We start from the raw sequence: 20,000 nt of genomic DNA on the forward strand, positions 1-20,000 counted from the left end.
GATCAGGTTGTACCTGTTTCACCTAATGCAACGACACGTCCCGCAGGCGGCTCGATTCGCCCTTGCGAGGACTACAAGTCGGGCCGCGGAAATTGCTGGACGGGCACCTGCCCGGATCTTGCTCGAACAATCCTTGGGGGGTGGTACCCCGAAGATTCGCAGCCCGTATCGTTCCCGGCAACTTCCGCGTCATAGGGGGGAATTCGCTCCTCCTCCCGGCTGCAGGAAGGACCGATACGATGGACAGTTTCGAGCAGAATGGTGAATTCACCGGCGCACAGGACAGCCAGGACACCGGCGACACCCCGCGTGTCGAACGGGCCCCGGCCCAGCGCAGTGCGCGCGGCGATATCGTGCTCACGCCCGATGAAAACGGCGTCGTGGTCCTGCCCGAAGGTGCATCGCTCGAAAACCTGACCGCGTCCGGCCGCGACCTCGTCCTCGTCCTCGACGACGGCACGCGCATCATCATTCCCGAAGGCGCCATCATCGTCCCGCAGATCGTGGTCGACGGCGTCACGGTTCCGGCTGCCAACCTTGCAGCCCTGCTGACCGGCAACGAGCCGCAGCCCGCTGCCGGCGATCCGCAGAGCTCGGGCGGCAATTTCGAAGTCGATCCGGGCGCCATCCAGGCTGCCTACGACCTCGGCGACCTGCTGCCCTATACCGAGCTGCAGTTCCCGCAGCCCGAAGAGCGCGAGATCATCCCTAATGCGCCGGACCAGGATCCGGACATCATCATCGAAACGCCGGACAATCCGGCTGGCGTGATCAACGCCATCGCGACCGTTGCCGAATCGGGCCTGCCCGAACGCACGATCAACGGCGTCGATGAAAGCGAAGGCACGCAGAGCGAAACCAATGGCGAAACCGCCAACGGCACCATCGTCTTCAACGCGCCCGACGGCGTGGGATCGGTTGCGATCAACGGCGTGGCCATCACCGCGGTCGGCCAGACCTTCGTGGGCCAGTACGGCGTGCTGACGATCACCAGCATCGACTTTGCCGGCGGCCAGATCGGCTTCAGCTTCACGCTGAACGACAACCTCGTGGGCGAAACCGTCGACGGTTCGTATTCGATGACGGTCACCGACACCGATGGCGATACCGCGACCGCAACGCTGCAGATCATCGTCATCGACGATGCGCCGATCGCGCAGGACGACACGGGCTCGGTCCCGGGCGGAAGCCACGCGACGATTTCGGGCAGCGTGCTCGTCAACGACGAATCGGGCGCCGACAACTACGCGCCCAGCGGCGCGGTCAACGGCTTCGCCAATGCCGGCGGTAGCGCTGCGCCCGGCGCGACCCTGGTCGGAACCTATGGCGAGCTGACGCTGAACGCGGACGGCACCTACGAATACACCCGCTTCGTCAACACGCCCGGCGGCGTGTCGGAGCAGTTCACCTATTCGATCGTCGATGCCGACGGCAGCACCAGCACCGCCACGCTGACGATCAACATCGGCGATGCGCCCGATTCGATCACCAACGTTCCCGACGGCTTCGACGAGACCGTGGTCGAGGAAGGCCAGCTTCCGCCGAACACCGGTACGCGCACCGACGAGCCGGAAGGTTCGGACTTCGACGGCGACGACGAAACCGCGACCGGCACGATCACCTTCAATTCGCCCGACGGTGTCGGCAGCGTCACGCTCGGCGGCACAGTCATCACGCCCGGCAGCCTGCCGCAGGTCGTCTTCTCGGACGAAACGGGCACGCTGACGGTCACGGGCTACACCTATGACCCGGTGACCGGCGCAGGCACGATCACCTATGTCTACGAGCTGACCGACAACACCGGCGATGCCGACACGACCACGGTCACCTTCCCGATCGTCATCACCGATCTCGACGGCGACGTGGCATCCGACGACCTCGTCATCACCATCGTCGACGACACCCCGACCGCGCTCGACGACAGCGCGACGCAGGGCAGCGAGAACGCACCGGTTTCGGTGAACGTGATTGCCAACGACACGCCCGGCGCCGACGGCGTCGACCTGGCGACCGGCGTTGCCGCTGTCGACGGAACGCTGAGCGGTGGCGGCAGTCTTGCCTACAATGGCGACGGCACCTTCACCTACACGCCCGCCGCCGGCGAAACCGGCACGGTCACCTTCGATTATGCCATCACCGATGGCGACGGCGACGTGTCCACCGCGACTGTCACCATCACCCTTTCGGACGATTCGACCCCGCAAATCGCGGTCGAAGGCGACGACGATGTCGAAGAAGCCGCCCTGGCTGCCCGTGATGGCGAGCCGGCCGGCTCGAACGAAGCCAGCGATGGCGAGACCGCCTCGGGCGTGATCGCGATCAGCACCGGCAACGACACCGTCGCCTCGCTCGTCGTGAATGGCGTCAATGTCACCGGCGGCGGCACGGTAACCACGGCTGCCGGCGTGCTCACTATCTCGGTGAACAATGGTGCCTACAGCTACAGCTACGAGCTGAAGGACAACACGCTGTCGGATCCGGACAGCGAAAGCTTCACCCTGACGGTGACCGACAGCGATGGCGACACCGCCTCCACCACGCTGGTCATCGCCATCATCGACGATGCGCCCACCGCCAATGACGATGCGAACGCGCTCGGCGCCGGCACCTATGGTCCGGTCGGCGGCAACGTGCTGTCGAACGACGTGCAGGGCGCGGACAGCGCCGATGTCACCTCCTATTCCAGCGCGAGCGACAGCGGCGTGGCCGGCGAGACCATCCAGGGCCTCTACGGTACGCTGACCATCGCTGCCGACGGCACTTACAGCTACACCCGCGACGCGGGCACGCCGGGTGGCGTGGAGGACAGCTTCGACTACGTCATCACCGATGACGACGGCGACACTTCCACTGCGACGCTGGTCATCTCGATCGCCGACAGCCCCGTCACGCTCGACCTGCCGGTTGCCGGCGGCGAGACGACGCAGGTGGACGAGGCCGGCCTTGCTGCCGGTTCGGATGCCGCGAGCAACAGCGAATTCACAAGCGGCACCTTTACCTTCACCGCGCCCGACGGCCCGGCGGTCCTGACCATCGACGGCGCTCCGCTGGTCGCCGGCCAGACCTATACGGGTAGTTTCGGTACGCTGACCATCACCTCGGTTGGCAACGGCACGGTCGGCTACACCTACGAGCTGACCACCAATACCAACGGCGACACCACGTCGGACAGCTTCGCGATCGTCGTGACCGACCAGGACGGCGATTCGATCAGCGGCGACCTCGAAATCGCCATCGTCGACGACGTGCCCACCGCGCGTCCGGACACCGACAGCGTCACCGAAGACGGCCCGCTGCTTGCCAGCGGCAATGTCATCACCGATGCGGAGGCGAATGGCGACAATGGCGGCGACACGCGCGGCGCCGACGGTGCCACTGTCACCGACGTCGATTTCGGCGCAACCGACGGCACGCCGGGTACTCCGCTGCAGGGCCTCTACGGCACGCTGACGCTCAACGCCGACGGCAGCTACAGCTACGAGCTCGATAACACGAACGAGACTGTCCAGGGCCTCGACGAGACCGAGAGCCTGACGGAGGTCTTCACCTATACGCTGACCGACGGCGACGGCGATGACAGCGTCACCACGCTGACGATCACCATCAACGGTGCCGACGATCCGGTCGTCATCAACGACCTGTCGCTGACCGCTCCGGAAGGCCTCGTCGACGAAGACGACCTTGCCGACGGTTCGGACACGACCAAGGAAAGCCTTGTCACGAACGGCACCTTCTCGGTCGATGCACAGGACGGGCTCGAAACCCTCACCATCGGCGGCACCGCTGTGTTCGGTGCAGGCGTCACCTATCCGGTCGTCCTGACCGGCGATTACGGCACGCTGCGCATCACCGGCGCTACGCCGGTCACCGATGCGGATGGCGATACGGTTTCGCTGACCGTGACCTGGGAATACGAGCTCATCCAGAACACGCTCGATCACCCGATCGCGGACTCGCAGGACTCGCTCTTCGACGCCTTCGACGTGGTGGCCACCGATAGCGACGGTTCGAGCGCGAGCTCCGTGCTCGACATCGAAGTGGTCGACGATGTTCCCACTGCCAATGATGACGGTGTCGTCCAGGCAAACGAGAACCAGGCCTTCACCATCGACGCGCTCGACAACGACGTGTTCGGGGCCGACGGCGTCGACACCGCCAATGTCGCCAGCGTGGAAGTGACCACGCAGGCTGCGCAGGGCACCGTGACCTACGATCCGGCGACCGGCCTGTTCACCTACACGCCCGCACCGGGCGCAGGCAGCAACGGCAATCTGACCGACAGCTTCACCTACACCATCACCGACAATGACGGCGACACCTCGACCGCGACGGTGGAAGTGACCCTGAAACCCGATTCCGAGCCGCAGGGCGGCGAACGCACCGCGAGCGTGGATGATGACGGCCTGGCCGGCGGTAATGCCGCGTCGACCACTGGCGATCTCGACGCCAACAATGGCGACGACCCGGCCGACACCAGCGAAGCCAGCTTCACCGGTACGCTGTTCTTCAACGTCGGCAACGACACGCCCGCAGCAATCGCTTTCGACCCGGCGCTGGAAGGCGCCTCGGCCTCGCTCGGCACCGAGACGGTAACCTATTCGATCAGCGGCAACACGCTGACTGCCAGCAGCGCCCGCGGCGCGGTCTTCACCGTGGAAATCACCGACAGCGCGACCGGCAAATACACCGTCACCCTGCTGCAGAATGTCCTGCACGCAGCCGGTGGCGACGAGAACAATGCCTCGGTCTCGATCGACTTCACTGTCACGGACAGCGACGGCGACCAGACCACGACCAATCTCGGCATCGTGTTCGACGATGATGCGCCGTCTGCCTACGACAATGCCAATGACGTGAGCGAAGGCGGCTCCACCGCCGGCAATGTCCTGACCGACAGCGACGGCTTCGGCCTCGATGCGGCCGGTGCGGACGGTTATGCGGCTGGCGGCGGCATCGTCTCCATCAGCAGCGTGAACGACACGATCACCCAGACCACGGTCGACGTAGACGGGAACCTGGTCATCGTGACCACGCTGGGGACGCTCACGCTGAATGCGACGACGGGTGCCTACACCTACGAATCCAAGGTGGACTCGACCAATGCCGATGTGGCGGACGTCTTCACCTACACCATCCGTGACGGTGACGGCGATGAAGCCACCGCGACGCTGACGATCGATATCGACAACGTGGCCGGCCAAGTCTTCGACAATGACGCCATCGTCAACGAAAAGGGCCTGCCGACCGGTTCGGGCGAACTCGCCGACGGCAATGGTGGCAACAATAGCGATCCGAGCGAAGTCGATGCCAATGGCCAGATTACGGTCAGCGGCGCATCGGGCACGCTGGTTTACACCCTGCTCGATCCGGCGACGGGCAGCTACGGTACGCTCACGCTCGACAGCAACACGGGTGAATACACCTACACGCTGACCAGCGCGGTGGACGGCGACACGCTGGTCCCCGACCAGGGCGGCAACAACAGCACCAACACCGTCACCGGCTTCGAAACCTTCGACTACGAAGTGCGCGACACGCTCGGCAACCTCATCGGCACGGGCACCATCTCGGTCTCGATCGTCGACGATGTCCCGACCGCGCGCGACGAAACGCTGCAGAGCGTGGCGGAAGATGCAGTCGGTACCATCGGCGGCGACGTCATGGCCAACGACACCGAAGGGGCCGACGGCGCGACCGTCACCTCCATCACTGTCGGCGCGCAGACCGTCGCGGTCCCGCAGGACGGCACCGATGCCACGGTCATCACTGCCAATGGCACCTACACCATCGACATGGACGGCAACTGGACGTTCGACCCGAACACCGGCCTCGACCAGAGCGGCGGCGATATCGTGGCCGACTTCAGCTACACGCTGACCGACGGTGACGGCGATATCTCCACCGCCACCCAGCCGATCCGCATCGAGGATGGCACCGGTCCGGCCGACCCGACCCCGGGCTCTGTCACCGTGGACGACCAGAACCTGGCCGATGGCAGCACGCCGGCAGGCCCGGATTCCGCCTTCCACGTCCTGAGCTTCACCGAAGGTTCGGACGCCTTTGCCAGCTTCGTCTTCGGCGATACGTCGGGCCTGCTCGGCGGGCTCACCTGGCTGCGCGTTGACGACAACACGATCACCGGCTCCGACGGTGGCCGCCTCGTCATCACGCTCGAACTCAGCGTTTCGGGCAATGACGCGACGGTCACGGCGACGCTCGAGGACAACTACCTCGGCCACACCAACCCGCTGCTCGACGAAATCGCGACGCTCGGCTCGATCGACGTGATCGCGACCGATATCGATGGCGACACCGCTACCGGCAGCGTGCTGGTGCGCGTGTCCGACGACCGTCCGACGCTCGAGGCTGCAGCGCCGCTTGCAGATTCGATCGAGGTCGATGAAACCGCTCTCGGCGTTCCGGCCGATGCCGACTTCTCCGGCCTGTTCACGCCCGACTACAATGCGGACGGTCCGGGCAGCGTGGGCGGCTACGTCCTCGGCCTGACCGGCTCGGCCACCAGCCTGGTGGACACTGCCACTGGCGAAGCGGTCGAAGTGTCGATGAACGGCACGACCATCGAAGGCCGCACGGCGACCAGCGACGACCTCGTCTTCACGATCACCGTCGCCAGCGACGGCACCGTGACGCTGACCCAGCTGCGCGCCGTGGTGCACGCCGACGACACCGATCCCGACGATGCCACCGGCGGCCTTGCCGACGATCTCGTCACGCTGACGGCAACCGTCACCGACGGCGACGGCGATACCGCCAACGCCACGGCCAATATCGGCGGCGCCTTCAGCTTCCGCGACGACGGGCCGAGCATCGATGCAGCCGTGGTCGACCTCGACACCGTCACCTTGACGACCGAGGACGGGGCCACCATCGGGGCGAATTCCGATGCCGATGTGTCGAGCGCGAACTTCGGCAATGCCTTCAGTGTTGCCAGCTCTGCCTACGGTGCAGACGGCGCAGGAAGCATTTCCTGGGAATTCTCGCTTTCCATCGTCGGAACGTCGGGCGTGGACAGTGGCCTGACCCAGAACGGCACCACCATCTACCTCTACCAGGTAGGCGGTCTGGTGGTCGGTTCGACGCAGACGCCGGGCGGCGGCGCGATCGATGCCACGAACACCGTCTTCACCATCGGCGTTGTGGAAGCGACGGGCGTGGTCACGCTGACGCAGTTCCAGGAGATCGATCACGATCTGCCGGGCGACACCAGCGGTTATGAAAACCAGCTGGAAGCTCTGGGCACCAATCTGGTCATCCTTTCGGGCACCGCCACCATCGAAGATCGCGACGGCGACACGGCCAGCGAGACCGTGACGCTCAACCTCGGCGGCAACATCCGCTTTGCCGACCATGGTCCGGACGTGACCGTAATCGGTGCGATCCCGACGCTCATTACCGATGAAAGCTTCTTGCCCGACGGCGCGAACGCCACGTTCGCGGATGTGTTCAGCTTCGATTTCGGGGCCGACGGCGCAGGTGCCGTGAACGGCGGCAAGGCTTACACCCTCGGCATCTCGGCCACCGGCGCCGACAGCGGTCTGGACGACACGCTGACCGGCAATAACGTCTACCTCTTCCTTGAGGGCGGCGTGGTCGTCGGCCGTGAAGGTACCGATGCCATCGATGCCGCCACGGGCGAGCAGGTCTTCACCCTGTCGGTCGATGCGAACGGCTTCGTGAACCTCACCCAGCTGCGTTCGGTCGAGCATTCCGATCCCACGAATGCAAACGAACCCGCGTTCCTGGCATCTGACGACCTCATCACGCTGACGGCAACCGCCACCGATGGTGACGGCGATACGGACAGCGCGACGATCGAGATCGGCCGGGACATCCAGCTGCGCGACGCCAATCCCGGCGCTGGCAACAACACCGTCCAGCTCGACGACGATACCCTTGCCGGCGGCAATCCGGGCGGCACGGGCGACGTTACGCCTGACACCGCCTTCACCAGCGGCACGCTGGCACACAGCTTCGGCAGCGACGGCGGCACCATCGCCTTCCTGACCACGGGTGCGCCGGCCGGCTTCCAGTATGTGGCGAGCGGCAATGATATCCTGATCCAGCAGGACCAGGGCGGTTCGTGGGTGACGGTCGTGACCGTGACCCTTGTCCCGACCACCGGTGCCTATACCGTCACGCAGAACGCCAATGTGCTGCACGCGGCAGGCGGGGACGAGAACGACCTCAGCCTGCAGCTCACCTTCCGAGTGACCGATGGCGATCTCGACAGTGACGACGGCACGCTGACGATCAATATCGACGACGATACGCCGATCGCCCGCAACGACACGGATTCGATGGGCGAAGACGATGACAGCGCCTTTGGCGACGTCATCCTCGGCACCGGCACCACCAATGGTGCCAGCGGTTCGGACCTGCCCGGTGCGGACGGCGTCGGCGATCCTGCGATCCTTTCGATCACGCATCCGGGCCTCGGCAATTCGGACAACACGGCCGACGGTTCGGGCGACTATTCGGTCGTCGGCACCTACGGCACACTCGTCATGAACGAGGACGGTTCCTACGAGTACGTCCTCAACAAGGCCGCGGTGCAGATCCTCGATGACACGGAAAGCGTCACCGACACCTTCACCTACACCATGCAGGACGGCGACGGCGACACCAGCACGGCCACGCTCACCATCACGGTGAACGGTGCCAACGATGCGCCGGTGGCCAATGCCGACACCAACTGGATCGTCGAGGACGGCGGACCGATCACCGGCAACGTGATCGTCGGTGCGACCCACAACGGCGCGCCGGATGCAGTCGACCGTGCCGACGTGGCCGACAGCGATGTCGATATCGAACAGCTGTTCGTCGCCGCGGCGGACACGGGCACGATCAACGGCACCTACGGCGTCCTGACGCTCAATGCCGATGGTTCGTACAGCTACCGTCTCTACACCCAGGGCGAGAATGCCGGGGCCTACAATACGGTCCAGGCGCTCGACGTGGGCGATACGCCGCTGACCGACACGTTCCTCTACAATGCCTTCGACGGCACGGCGCAGAGCAACGAGACTTCGCTGACCATCAGCATCTTCGGTGCGAACGACGCGCCGGTCATCGGCACGGCCACCGTTGCAGTGTCCGACGAGGGCTTCACGAACGGCAACAAGGACAGCGTCGGCAATCCGACCGACACGACCAACTCGCTGGTCGCGGTGGGCGCGGTGTCGATCTCCGACGTCGACGGCGACGCGCTGACGGTCACGCTGTCGATCCCGGGCGAGACTCTGGCGGTGGCCGACGGCTCGGCCTCGGGCTCGCCGATCAGCTGGTCGCTGACCAATGGCGGCAAGATCCTCGTCGGCAGCTATGACGATCCGAATAACCCCGGCACGCCGATCACGGCCATCACGGTCGAGATCGATGATACCGGTGCGTTCAACGTCATCCAGTTCGCTCCGATCTTCCACTCGGACACCACGAGCGAGGACGTCACCCAGTTCCAGATCGACGTGAACGTCAACGACGGCACGGTCACCGAGACCAAGACCGACGCGATCACCGTGAAGATCGAGGACGACAGCCCGGTGGCCACCACAGCCGCTGCGCTTACGGCTACGAACACGGCCGGCTCCTTCCAGGCCTCGCTCGATACCGGTGATGGCAATGTCGACAACAACTATGGTGGCGACGGCGGCCGGGTGATCTTCACTGCGGCAACTATCTCTTCGCTGCAGAGCCAGAACCTGACTTCGGGCCTGTCGCAGCTGAGCTATTCGATCTCTGCCGACGGCACCGTCCTTACGGCGGTCAAGGCCGGCACGACGACCGAGGTGTTCAAAATCACGCTCGATCCCGCCAGCGCGGATGACAAGTACGTCCTTGATATGTCGCTGCCGCTCGATGCTACCTCGAACATCGACTTCAACGGTGGCGGTTACAATTTCGTCGGCGGCAACGGCTCGTGGGCAGGGTTCAACCAGCCGGGTACGACCGGAAGCCTGGACGTCCTGCTGACGCCGACGCAAGGCAACAACGTCGACTCCAGCACCGTGAACACCAACGCCAATGAAGGCGGTATCGGTTCGGGCAACTCGGTCGGAACGGGCGAGGCCATGCGCGTCGATTTCGTGATCGACCTGGCAGGTTCGCCGAAGAACGGTGCGGATTATTCGATCCTCGCCAACCAGAACCACAGCTTTGCCGGTCACTACGACGTGAACGGCGCATCGGCCCTGTTCACGCAGATCAGTGGCGGCACTGCCAAGAGCACGGTCGAACTGCGGGCCTACCGCGATACCGACACCGACAACGACGTGGGCGATGGCACTGCGGTGAACATCAATGCGGTCGTGATCGAGTACAACGGTGTCACCAAGATCATCACGACTGCCGGCAACCATGATGTGGGCGGCAACACCTTCACCGTTACCTTCAACGGGGATTTCGCCACCGTTGCAGGGGTTGTCTCCAATACCCGACTCGGCGGGATTGCCGACAACAACTACAACAGCATCGAATTCCACTGGGCCGGTGGCCAGACCTTCAAGATCGGCGACTTCAACACGATCGCCATCACCGACGATCCGGTTCCCTTCTCGGTGCCGATTTCGGTGACGGACAATGACGGCGACACGGTCAGCTCGGGCGTGCTCAACATCACCCTGAACCCGGCTGTCACTCCGGTGGTCCTCGACCTCGACGGCGGCGGCAACAGCTTCGTGTCCAAGGCTGCGGGCGTTGCCTACGACTACAATGGCGACAGCGTGAAGGCGCAGACCGCCTGGATCGCTGCCGGCAGCGCCATACTTGCCTACGACATGAACGGCGACGGCGCGGTCAGCGGGGCATCGGAGTTCGTCTTCGGCACCAGCACGATGACCGACCTCGAAGCCATCGCTGCCAAGTACGACAGCGACGGTAACGGCAAGCTCGACGCTTCCGACGATGCGTATGGTAAATTTGGAGTGTGGATCGACGGCGATCTCGACGGCGTGTCCGACGACGGCGAATTCGTCTCGCTCTCCGACATGGGCATCGTTTCGATCGACCTCGTGTCGGACGGCATCCAGTCGGTTGCGGCCGACGGCGATGTGACCGTCTTCGGCAAGTCCGCCTTTACCTGGGCCGATGGCACCACGGGCGAGGTTTCGGACACGGCCTTCGCGACCGGCGGCGCAGTCGACAGTTCGATGGAAGCGCTGCTCCAGATGACTGCCGACCTCCCCGGCACGAAGGCTCCGGCGGCCGACTTCCTCGGCGATGCGGCGCTTGCCAGCACGCTGGGCGATGCGATCTCGGACGTGGTGGCGGAAGCCGGAGTGGATGCGCTGGTGGCCCAGTTCGATGTCCGCACGACGGGCGAGAGTGGCGGCAACCACAGCCACTTCGCTGCCGAAGGCCTGCTCGATGCCATGGTCCACCCGGGCCTGGCTCAGTCGCTGGCCAGCGGCATGACGGTCGACAATCTCGATGAAGCTGCAGCCCAAGCGGGGGCGGCAGCATGAGGATCCAAGAAACCTTGCAACAGGGGAACTTGCAATGAAGAAAATAACAGCGGTGTTCACGCTGGCAGGAGCTGCGGTGGGCCTATGCCCTACCGCGGCTTTTGCGCAGGATGACTTGATGGCGATGGAGAAGGGCCAGCTGCGGCCCGAAGTCCAGCGACGGTACGACGCGGCGCTTGCGCTGACGAGAGATGCCTCGGTGGTTTCGGCCAATGACCCCCGCTACATCTGGGCGAGCGAGGCAAAGGCGCAGTGCGGTATCGCGCTCGGCTTCCTCAAGTCCAACACGAGGGACGAGACCAGCCTGCGGCGTTGCGGTATGGCCTATGCAATGATGCAGCGCATGCCGCAGACGCGGGTAGAGCCGGCTCCGGTCGCGCCGCCGCCGGCACAGTGCGGTGTCGAGGCACCGGGCCTGATCTTCTTCGAATTCGATTCCGCCACGCCGCAGGACGACGCGATCCAGACCGTCGAATACGTCGTGCAGAACGCACCCGCCTGCAACTGGCGCAGCTTCACCGTGATCGGCCATACGGACCGCGCGGGCAGCAATGCCTACAACCAGGGCCTGTCCGAGCGGCGCGCCGAAGCGGTTGCGAACCTGATGACCAGTCGCGGTATCCCCGCGGCCAGCATCTCCACCGACGCCAAGGGCGAAGAAACGCCCCGGGTGCCGACTGCCGATGGCGTGCGCGAGTTGCAGAACCGCCGCGTCGAAATCCAGGTCAGCGAATAAGAGGGGGGACGAGAAATGCGTACGACAACCCTGGCAATGACCGCAGCGCTCCTGCTTGCAGGTGCGGCTCCGGCAGCAATGGCCCAAGAGGCCGCCGATCCGGTGACCATGCAGGAGGCGATTACCATCGCCATGCAGTCCAACCCGGAAATCCTGCAGGCGCAGTACAACAAGGAGGCGATCGAGTTCGAACGCCGCCAGGCGCAGGGCCTTTACATGCCCCGCGTCAATATCGAAGCCAGTGCGGGCATCCGCCGGCTTGAGAACAATACGCGCCGCACGCTCGGTATCGCCGATGACGAGCTTTATCCGCTCGAAGCGGGCATCACCGGCGAGTGGACGGTCATCGACTTCGGTCGCCGTCGGGGCGAACTGCTGCGTCAGGCCGCCCGAGTCGATGGCGCCTCGCTCCGCGTGCTCGAACGCTCGGAGTTCATCGCGCTCCAGATCGCGCGCCAGTATCTCGACGTCCTGCTCCAGCAGCGCGTCGTGGCAGCAGCTCGTGACAATGCGGCCTTCCACCAGTCGCTGGTGGGCGACCTGTCGCGCGGCGTCGATGAAGGCTCGATCTCCATCGCCGACCAGCAGCAGGCCGAGGAACGGCTCCAGTCCGCCCTGGTCCGCAGCGAAGAAGCCAATCTCGAGCTCGAGAATGCCTATATCTCGCTGCGCCGCCTGACTGGCCTGGACCTGTCGGCTGCGACCCTGCCGCCGAACCTTGCCAGCGCGATGCCGCCGGATCTTCCGAGCGCTGTCGGCATGGCACGGCTCAATAACCCGCTGGTCCGCGAGGCGCAGGCCGATGTCGATGCGGCAAATGCCGTGGTCAAATCGGCCGAAGGCGACCTGTGGCCCACGATCGGTATCGAAGCTCGCGGCCGCGTCGGCGAGGACATCGACGGTTTCGCCGGCGAGACGAACGATGTGCAGGCGCGTGTCGTTCTGCGCTGGGACGTGTTCGACGGCGGCATCAACCGCGCCAAGCTGCAGGAAACGGTCCGCCAGGCCAGCCTTGCACGCTATGCGCTGCATGACCGGCAGCGTGCCGCGGAAGAGGATGTCAGGCTCGCCTGGCAGCAGCTCGATACGCAGCGCCGCATTACCGACCAGCTTGCCCGGCAGAGCCAGGTGAGCGACGATCTGCTGCTGTCCTACCGCAGCCAGTTCAACATCGGACGCCGTTCCTTGCTCGATGTTCTCGATGCTCAGAATACTAGGTTTAACACCCAGGTTCGTCTCGAAACGGCACGCTTCTCCCAATTGTTCGCCCAGTACCAGACACTTGCTGCTACAAACCAGTTTCTGGACGCGCTGAGCATTGCACCGGGAGCCGGTGCTAACGAGCGGGAACGCGAGCGGTTCGATTACGGACCGCCTGTCGAAGCCGAACTGCAAAGGCGCGTTGACGGAGACTGAAACGCGTAGAGGCTCGTGACGGGCATGGAACAGACAAGTGCAGACCAGATCGACGGGCGGGTCCTGGACCCGCTCGTCGAGTGCATCGCGGAAGGGGCGCGCCGGTACGGCCTGCCCTTTGCGCGCGGCCTGCTTGCGCAATTGCCGCGCAATGCCGAAGGGCTGCTTCCTTTCCACCAGGCTCCGGCAGCGCTGGAGCTTGCGGGCCTCAACTATGACGTGGTGCCGCGTCGCCGCCTGCCCAATGGCGCAGGCGACCTGCCGGCCATCATCACGCTGGCCGATCGCGGCGTCGCCCTGCTGCTCGATGCGCAGGACGAGGAACTGCTGCTGTGGCATCCCGAAAGCGGCAACGAGCTGTGGGAGCCGCGCGGCGATGTGGAGCAGGCCTATTCCGGCACGCTCATTTCCATCTACGGCGATCCCGACAAGATGCGCGCCAACGAGGCGCCGTGGCACGCCAAGGCGCGCCAGCACTGGTTCTGGGGCGAGCTGCGCCGCGAACGCCGCGCCTTCCTTCCGGTCATCCTCGGCTCGCTGCTGATCAACCTGCTGGCGATCGCGCTGCCGATCTTCACGATGAACGTCTACGACCGGGTGATCCCCAACCAGGCGCAGGAAACGCTCTGGGTGCTGGGCATCGGCGTGCTGCTGGCCTTCACGCTGGAATTCGCGCTGCGCCGCGCGCGCACCTCGATCGTCGATGAAATCGCCCAGCGGCTTGATCTCAAGCTGAGCCAGAAAATCTTCTCGCGCCTGCTCGCCGTGCCGCTGGCCGAGCGCAAGGGCCACACCGGCTCGCTTGCCGCGCGGGTGTCCGAATATGCCGTGGTGCGCGATTTCTTCGCCTCGACCTCGGTGGTGCTGCTGGTGGACGTCGCCTTCCTGGTGGTGTTCGTGGCGGTCATCGCCATCATTGCCGGCTGGCTGGCGCTGGTGCCGCTGACGATCATCCTGGCGATGATGGTGGCCGGTTACGTGCTCCAGAAGAAAGTCGTCGAAGCCTCGCAGGATGCGCAGGCCGACTACGGCCTCCAGCAGACGCTGCTGGTCGAATCGCTGACCGGCGCGGAAACGCTGAAAGCCATGGGCGGCGAGGGCGGGATGCTGTCGCGCTGGCACCAGCTGGCCGAAATCGGGGGCCATTCGCAGCTTCGCCTGCGCTCGATCAACTCGCTCGCCGTGGGGCTGGCGCAGGTTTTCCAGCAGGTCTCGACCGTCTCGCTGATCATCGGCGGCTATTATCTCTTCGCGGCCGGTGACATCACCATGGGCGCGATCATCGCCATCGTGATGCTCGCCTCGCGCTCGCTCGCTCCTGCCGGCCAGATCGCATTCCTGCTGACCCGCGGGCGGCAGGCGCAGGAAACGCTCGGCAGTATCGAGCGCCTCTTCGAAGGCGGTGACGAACGGCGCGAAGGCGCCAGCGTCGCCCCGACCGCGATTGCCCGCCCGAAGATCGAGTTCCACGACGCCGAGTTCGCCTATGGCGAGAACATGCAACCGGCGCTCTCGGGTCTCAACCTGACGATCGAGCCGGGCGAGCGCGTGGCGCTGGTTGGCCGCGTCGCCTCGGGCAAGTCGACGCTGGGGCGCCTGCTGTGCGGCCTCTACCGCCCGACCGGCGGTGCGATGCTGGTCAACGGCATCGACGTGCACCAGTACCGCCCGCAGCAGTTGCGCGAGGCGCTCGGCTTCGTCGGGCAGGATGCGGCGCTGTTCTCCGGTTCGGTGCGCGACAATCTCACCCTCGGCCGGCTGGGCATTTCGGAAGAAGACCTGCTGGCCGCGATGCGCGCCACCGGGGCCGACACTTACCTGTCGCGCGATGCCGGCGGTTTCGACCGTCCGGTGGGCGAGGACGGCCGCCAGCTTTCGGGCGGTCAGCGCAGCTTCTTGGCGCTGGCCCGTGCAATGGTCGAGCCGCGCGAACTCCTGTTCCTCGACGAGCCGACCGGCGCGATGGACAGCGAGACCGAAAAGATGTTCGTCGAGCGCCTGTCGACTGCGCTCAAGCCCGAACAGACTCTCGTCATCGCGACACATCGCCCGGCGCTGTTCGCCATTTGCGACCGCCTGATCGTGCTCGACCGCGGCCGCGTTGCGGCCGATGGCCCCATCAAGGAAGTGCTGGCCAAGGCCGGTGCGCCGCGCGGAGTGGTCTCGTGAGCGCCGCCGCCGTCACCCGCGTCCGCCGCTTCGGCGCGCTGATGATGCTGGCGCTGGCCAGCCTGCTGGTCGGCACCTCCTCGCTGCTCGCTCCGCAGGAAGCGGCGCGGGCCATGGCGCGGCTCGATCCCGAAATGCAGGCCGGACTGGTCGCCATGACCACCGGCAGCCAGGATATCGCCGAGCTCGCCGTGGAAGACGTGGACAGCGCGCGCAGCCGCAACCTCGCCATTCCGCTGAGCGGCCTGCGACTGGAGAAGACCGGGCGGTTCAGCGGCATCCCGCTTTCGTCGGCCTATTTCGGTACGGCGCGCGAATGCCTTGCGCAGGCGATCTATTACGAAGCCGCGCTTGAACCGGAATCGGGCCAGCGCGCCGTTGCACAGGTCGTGCTCAACCGCGTGCGCCATCCCGCCTATCCGAACACGGTCTGCGGCGTGGTCTACCAGGGCTACGACCAGCGCGTGTGCCAGTTCAGCTTCACTTGCGACGGGGCGCTGCTGCGCCGCCCGCAGGCCAATCTGTGGAAGCGCGCGCAGGCCCTCGCGAAGGATGCGCTGGCCGGATACGTCATGCCCGACGTGGGCACGGCGACGCATTACCATGCCGATTACGTGGTGCCGAAATGGGCTTACACCCTGGGCAAGATCACGCAGATCGGCCGCCACATCTTCTACCGCTTCCCGGGCTCGCCCGGCATGTCCGCCAGCTTCTATCGCGGCTGGGGCGGACGCGAAGTGCTGCCGCAGGTCGACTACACGCGCTTCCTCCTCGCGGAGGCCGAGGGCGCGGAGGAGATGGCGATCGACACCGGATACACGCCGGGCCTGACCGTTGTCCCCGACGTCAAGGACCGCCACGCTGCTGCCGACGTCGGCGGGCGCATCGACACCACCAAGACCTGGCGCCTGTCGATCCCCGACCCCGTCGAACTGAGCGCCGGTTACCGCTCGACCCTGGCAGGACAGGGCGAGGCCGGCGCGGTCGCAACCGATGGTTCCACGGAGATGAAACAATGACGCTCGCCGCACGCTGGCGGACAATGCCTGCCGCCCAGCGCCTGATCGTCACCGCCGCGCTCGGCATGGCGCTGCTGTTCGTCTGGGCCGCGTTTGCGCAGGTCGACCAGATCACGCGCGGCACGGGCAAAGTCATCCCGTCGAGCAAGGCACAATTGGTGCAACCGGCCGAACCGTCCGTGATCGCCGAGATTCTCGTGCGCAACGGGCAGAGCGTGAAGAAGGGCGACCTCCTGGTCCGCCTCGACGACACGCAATCTTCCGCAGCGCTCGGCGAACTCGAAACCGAGAACCAGCGGCTTGCCGTTCGTGCCCAGCGGCTCGACCAGGAAGCGTCGGGCGGCAGCATCGGCTGCGAGGCCGGCAGTGCCTGTGCCGAGGAAGCGCGGCTTGCCCAGGCCCGCCGTGCGACCGCCCAGGCGCGCGAGACTTCGCTTGCATCGGCTGTAGAGCAGCGTCGCCGCGACCTTTCGGAAGCCGAAGCGACTGCCAGCAGCCTCGAGAGCAGCCTGCGCCTTGCCCGCGAGCAGGTGGACATGCTCCGCCCGCTGGCGGCCAAGAACATCGTCCCGCAGACCGACCTGCTGCAGGCCCAGCGTGAAGTGGTCGACCTGCAGGGCCGCCTTGCCGCCGCGCGGCAGGCTGCGGGCCGTGCTTCGGCCTCGATCATGCAGGCGCAGGCCGATCTCAGCCAGGCGCGCGCCGATTTCCGCCAGCAGGCGCTGGCCGAGCGGAGCGAGATCGCCACGCGCATCGCGGTGAACCAGGAAAGCATCCGCGGCGCATCCGCACGCCGCGACCGCAATGAATTGCGCGCGCCTTCCGACGGCGTGGTCAACGATCTGCAGGTCAGCACGCAGGGCGGCTTCGTCAATGCGGGCGAGCAGATCATGCAGATTGTCCCCGTGGGCGACAAGCTGCTGATCGAGGCGCGCATTTCGCCTGCCGACCGCGCCTTCGTGAAGGTCGGCGACGCGGCGAACGTGAAGGTCACCGCCTACGACTTTTCGATCTACGGCGGGATCAAGGGCCGCGTGGCGCAGGTAAGCGCCGACAGCATCTTCGACGAGGTCGAGCGCGAGGCCTATTACGCCGTGGTCATCGAGACCGATCGCGCCTTCATCGAGAAGGGCGGGGTCCGCCTGCCGATCGTGCCGGGCATGGTCTGCGATGTGGAGATCATGACCGCCCGCCGCAGCGTGCTGTCATACCTCTTCAAGCCGGTGAACCGCGCTTTCGACAGGGCAATGACCGAGCGCTGACCAGCGCCGGGGCGCGGCTCAATAGCCGTGCAGCCAGCTCTGTTTCGCACCCAGGCTCATGACCGGGCGATAGCCGTGGTCTGAGCGCGCATCGAGCGGTGCATCGCCGACATTGTCGAGCATCATCATGCCGTGGTCGGTTTTCACCAGCAGCACGGCGTGGTCGCGCCGGCGGATGAGGTCGCGGGCAAGCGTGAGCATCATGTCCTCGCGCGCGACACCGGCGGCGGCGAGCAATTCCATCTTGAGCAGCGCGAAATCCTCGCAATCGCCCTTGCCGAGGCGCAGCGTCGTGGCGGCATCGGCCCAGTAGTCTGCGCGGCCATAGAGGTCGCGGTCCTCGGCATGACGGATGCTGCGATTGACCCAGCGGTTGACCGAGGCAACGAGCGCCGACTTGTCGGTCTTGGCGGTGCCGATCGCGGCCAGCGTGGGGCCAAGGTTGCTGCGGGCGCGGCTGACGCGGGCGAAGGCCCCGTCGAAGCTGGTATGCCCCACCGGCACCATCTTGCTGCCTAGGACGAGATTGGCGTCTGCGCGGCGAGGGCCGGGGGCCGGTGCCAGCGCCGGCTGCGCTTGTGGGCGCAGCACGAAGGACAGCGGCTTCACGGGATCGAAAGCGGGCCGTGCGGCGAAGGGGCTGGCCACGCTGCAACCGGCGCTGCGTGCGGGCGAGGGCGCTGCGGCAGGTTCCAGCGGCTTGGCCGGCACGCCTGCAAACAGCGGGTGGTCTTCCTTGACGCCTTCCTGCTGGGCGCGGATCGCGTCAAGCGCGCTCGATCCGCCGAGGATGGCGGCGGACTTGCTCTGTGCGGCAGGGGCGAGGTCTGCGGGCACCGATGCGGCGCCTGTGCTGGCGGCGCAATCCTCTGCCGGCGCAAGGCCCGGCGCGGCCCGCATCAGCACTTCCGCGCTCGCCGCAGAGGCGCTGGCCGGCAGCATGGCTGCAAGGGCCGCACCCGCCAGGGCGAGGGAAATGCCGTGCTTACCGCGGCGCAGGGAGATTGGTGCATCGACCATGCCCCCCTGCTAGTGGGTCGCGGTCAAGACGAGGTTTCGCGCTCTGGTTAACGGCGAGGAAACGCTTTGGCGCTTCATCGGCGCGAAAGCGTGGGGAGATTAGGAGCGGCCTTCCCCCCAATTCCAGCGAGGATCGCGCGATGCGTGCCTGCCGCCTCTGGCTACCCCTGACCCTGACTGCCGCGCTGCTTCCCGCCGGTGCATCCGCGGGCGAAATCTACGGCGGCGCCTATGCCCACGGCGTCGATACGCCCTTTACCTTCGATACGGGCGAAGGCGGCATGGACGTCCAGGCGGGCTACCGTTTCGACGAGATCGAGGCGCTTGGCGCGCTGGGCGGGCCGCAGCCCTATGTCTTCGCGTCGGTGAACACTGCAGGTGACACGAACTTCGTCGGCATGGGCGTCAGCTGGCAGGCAGATATCGGCAGGATCTACCTGCGCCCGGGCGTCGGCCTCGTGCTCCACGATGCGCCCGCGCTGCGCGTCGATCCGGAAACGGGCTACCGCACCGACCTCGGCAGCCGCGTGCTGTTCGAGCCCGAACTGGCCATCGGCACGCGCCTGGACCAGCGATGGTCGATCGAGGCCAGCTGGGTGCACATCAGCAATGCGAGGCTGTTCAATTCCGAGCAGAATCCCGGCATCGACATGATGGGCCTGCGGGTGAATTACCGGATGTGACAAGTCGTATTTATAGAAGGTTCGTTTTCGCTTTCTTGATTGCCCGGCTATGACCGAAATAGCATGACTTTGTACGTAAAGTCTTGTGACCCGAGATAATTTCGAAAACTCTGATCGCGCTTATTCGTGTTTTCTTCCAGAGTTTGAGGCTCATGGCGACACCTTGAAATGCGAGAAAGCCTGGCAATGCGCCGAATAATATCAACCGTCGCCGC

The 20,000-nt window shown here is 65.6% G+C and carries 8 protein-coding genes; 7 read left to right on the forward strand and 1 reads right to left on the reverse strand.

Annotation, left to right across the window (positions count from 1 at the left end):
• The first annotated feature begins 239 nt into the window (after positions 1 to 239).
• From LCL94_RS08250 to LCL94_RS08275, 6 genes are all read left to right on the forward strand, one after another.
• A complete protein-coding gene (locus LCL94_RS08250; RefSeq protein WP_224831779.1) occupies positions 240 to 11,480 on the forward strand; it encodes a DUF5801 repeats-in-toxin domain-containing protein in 11,241 nt (3,746 codons plus the stop codon).
• Positions 11,481 to 11,598: 118 nt separating this feature from the next.
• Positions 11,599 to 12,216 carry an OmpA family protein gene (locus LCL94_RS13485; RefSeq protein WP_318245574.1) on the forward strand — a complete coding sequence of 206 codons (618 nt, stop codon included), beginning with the start codon at positions 11,599 to 11,601 and terminating at the stop codon, positions 12,214 to 12,216.
• A gap of 15 nt (positions 12,217 to 12,231) precedes the next feature.
• Positions 12,232 to 13,632, forward strand: a complete 1,401-nt coding sequence (locus tag LCL94_RS08260) for a TolC family protein (protein WP_224831780.1) — start codon at positions 12,232 to 12,234, stop codon at positions 13,630 to 13,632.
• A 24-nt stretch (positions 13,633 to 13,656) separates the two neighbouring features.
• Positions 13,657 to 15,801 carry a type I secretion system permease/ATPase gene (locus tag LCL94_RS08265; RefSeq protein WP_224831781.1) on the forward strand — a complete coding sequence of 715 codons (2,145 nt, stop codon included), beginning with the start codon at positions 13,657 to 13,659 and terminating at the stop codon, positions 15,799 to 15,801.
• The gene (locus LCL94_RS08270) at positions 15,798 to 16,820 is read left to right on the forward strand and encodes a cell wall hydrolase (protein ID WP_224831782.1); all 1,023 of its coding nucleotides are present in this window, start codon (positions 15,798 to 15,800) and stop codon (positions 16,818 to 16,820) included. The genes LCL94_RS08265 and LCL94_RS08270 overlap by 4 nt, the downstream gene beginning before the upstream one ends.
• Positions 16,817 to 18,082 (forward strand): HlyD family type I secretion periplasmic adaptor subunit, encoded by a 1,266-nt coding sequence (locus tag LCL94_RS08275; protein WP_224831783.1) that lies wholly within the window; start codon positions 16,817 to 16,819, stop codon positions 18,080 to 18,082. Before LCL94_RS08270 ends, LCL94_RS08275 begins: the two co-directional genes overlap by 4 nt.
• Before the next feature lie 18 nt (positions 18,083 to 18,100).
• On the opposite strand, the gene LCL94_RS08280 is transcribed toward LCL94_RS08275, so the two are convergent.
• The gene (locus LCL94_RS08280; RefSeq protein WP_224831784.1) at positions 18,101 to 19,102 is read right to left on the reverse strand and encodes a transglutaminase-like cysteine peptidase; all 1,002 of its coding nucleotides are present in this window, start codon (positions 19,100 to 19,102) and stop codon (positions 18,101 to 18,103) included.
• Between the two features lie 140 nt (positions 19,103 to 19,242).
• Here LCL94_RS08280 and LCL94_RS08285 point away from each other — a divergent pair, with 140 nt between their 5' ends.
• Positions 19,243 to 19,785, forward strand: coding sequence for an acyloxyacyl hydrolase (locus tag LCL94_RS08285; protein ID WP_224831785.1), 543 nt, complete (start codon positions 19,243 to 19,245; stop codon positions 19,783 to 19,785).
• Positions 19,786 to 20,000: the final 215 nt, after the last annotated feature.

This window comes from Qipengyuania gaetbuli, from assembly GCF_020171365.1.
GTDB classification, from domain to species: domain Bacteria; phylum Pseudomonadota; class Alphaproteobacteria; order Sphingomonadales; family Sphingomonadaceae; genus Qipengyuania; species Qipengyuania gaetbuli_B.

Bases quoted from the DNA above. Each gene is read 5' to 3' on its own strand.
- LCL94_RS08250 (WP_224831779.1), top strand. From the start codon at position 240: ATGGACAGTTTCGAGCAGAATGGTGAATTCACCGGCGCACAGGACAGC.
- LCL94_RS13485 (WP_318245574.1), top strand. From the start codon at position 11,599: ATGGCGATGGAGAAGGGCCAGCTGCGGCCCGAAGTCCAGCGACGGTAC.
- LCL94_RS08260 (WP_224831780.1), top strand. From the start codon at position 12,232: ATGCGTACGACAACCCTGGCAATGACCGCAGCGCTCCTGCTTGCAGGT.
- LCL94_RS08265 (WP_224831781.1), top strand. From the start codon at position 13,657: ATGGAACAGACAAGTGCAGACCAGATCGACGGGCGGGTCCTGGACCCG.
- LCL94_RS08275 (WP_224831783.1), top strand. From the start codon at position 16,817: ATGACGCTCGCCGCACGCTGGCGGACAATGCCTGCCGCCCAGCGCCTG.
- LCL94_RS08280 (WP_224831784.1), bottom strand. From the start codon at position 19,102: ATGGTCGATGCACCAATCTCCCTGCGCCGCGGTAAGCACGGCATTTCC.
- LCL94_RS08285 (WP_224831785.1), top strand. From the start codon at position 19,243: ATGCGTGCCTGCCGCCTCTGGCTACCCCTGACCCTGACTGCCGCGCTG.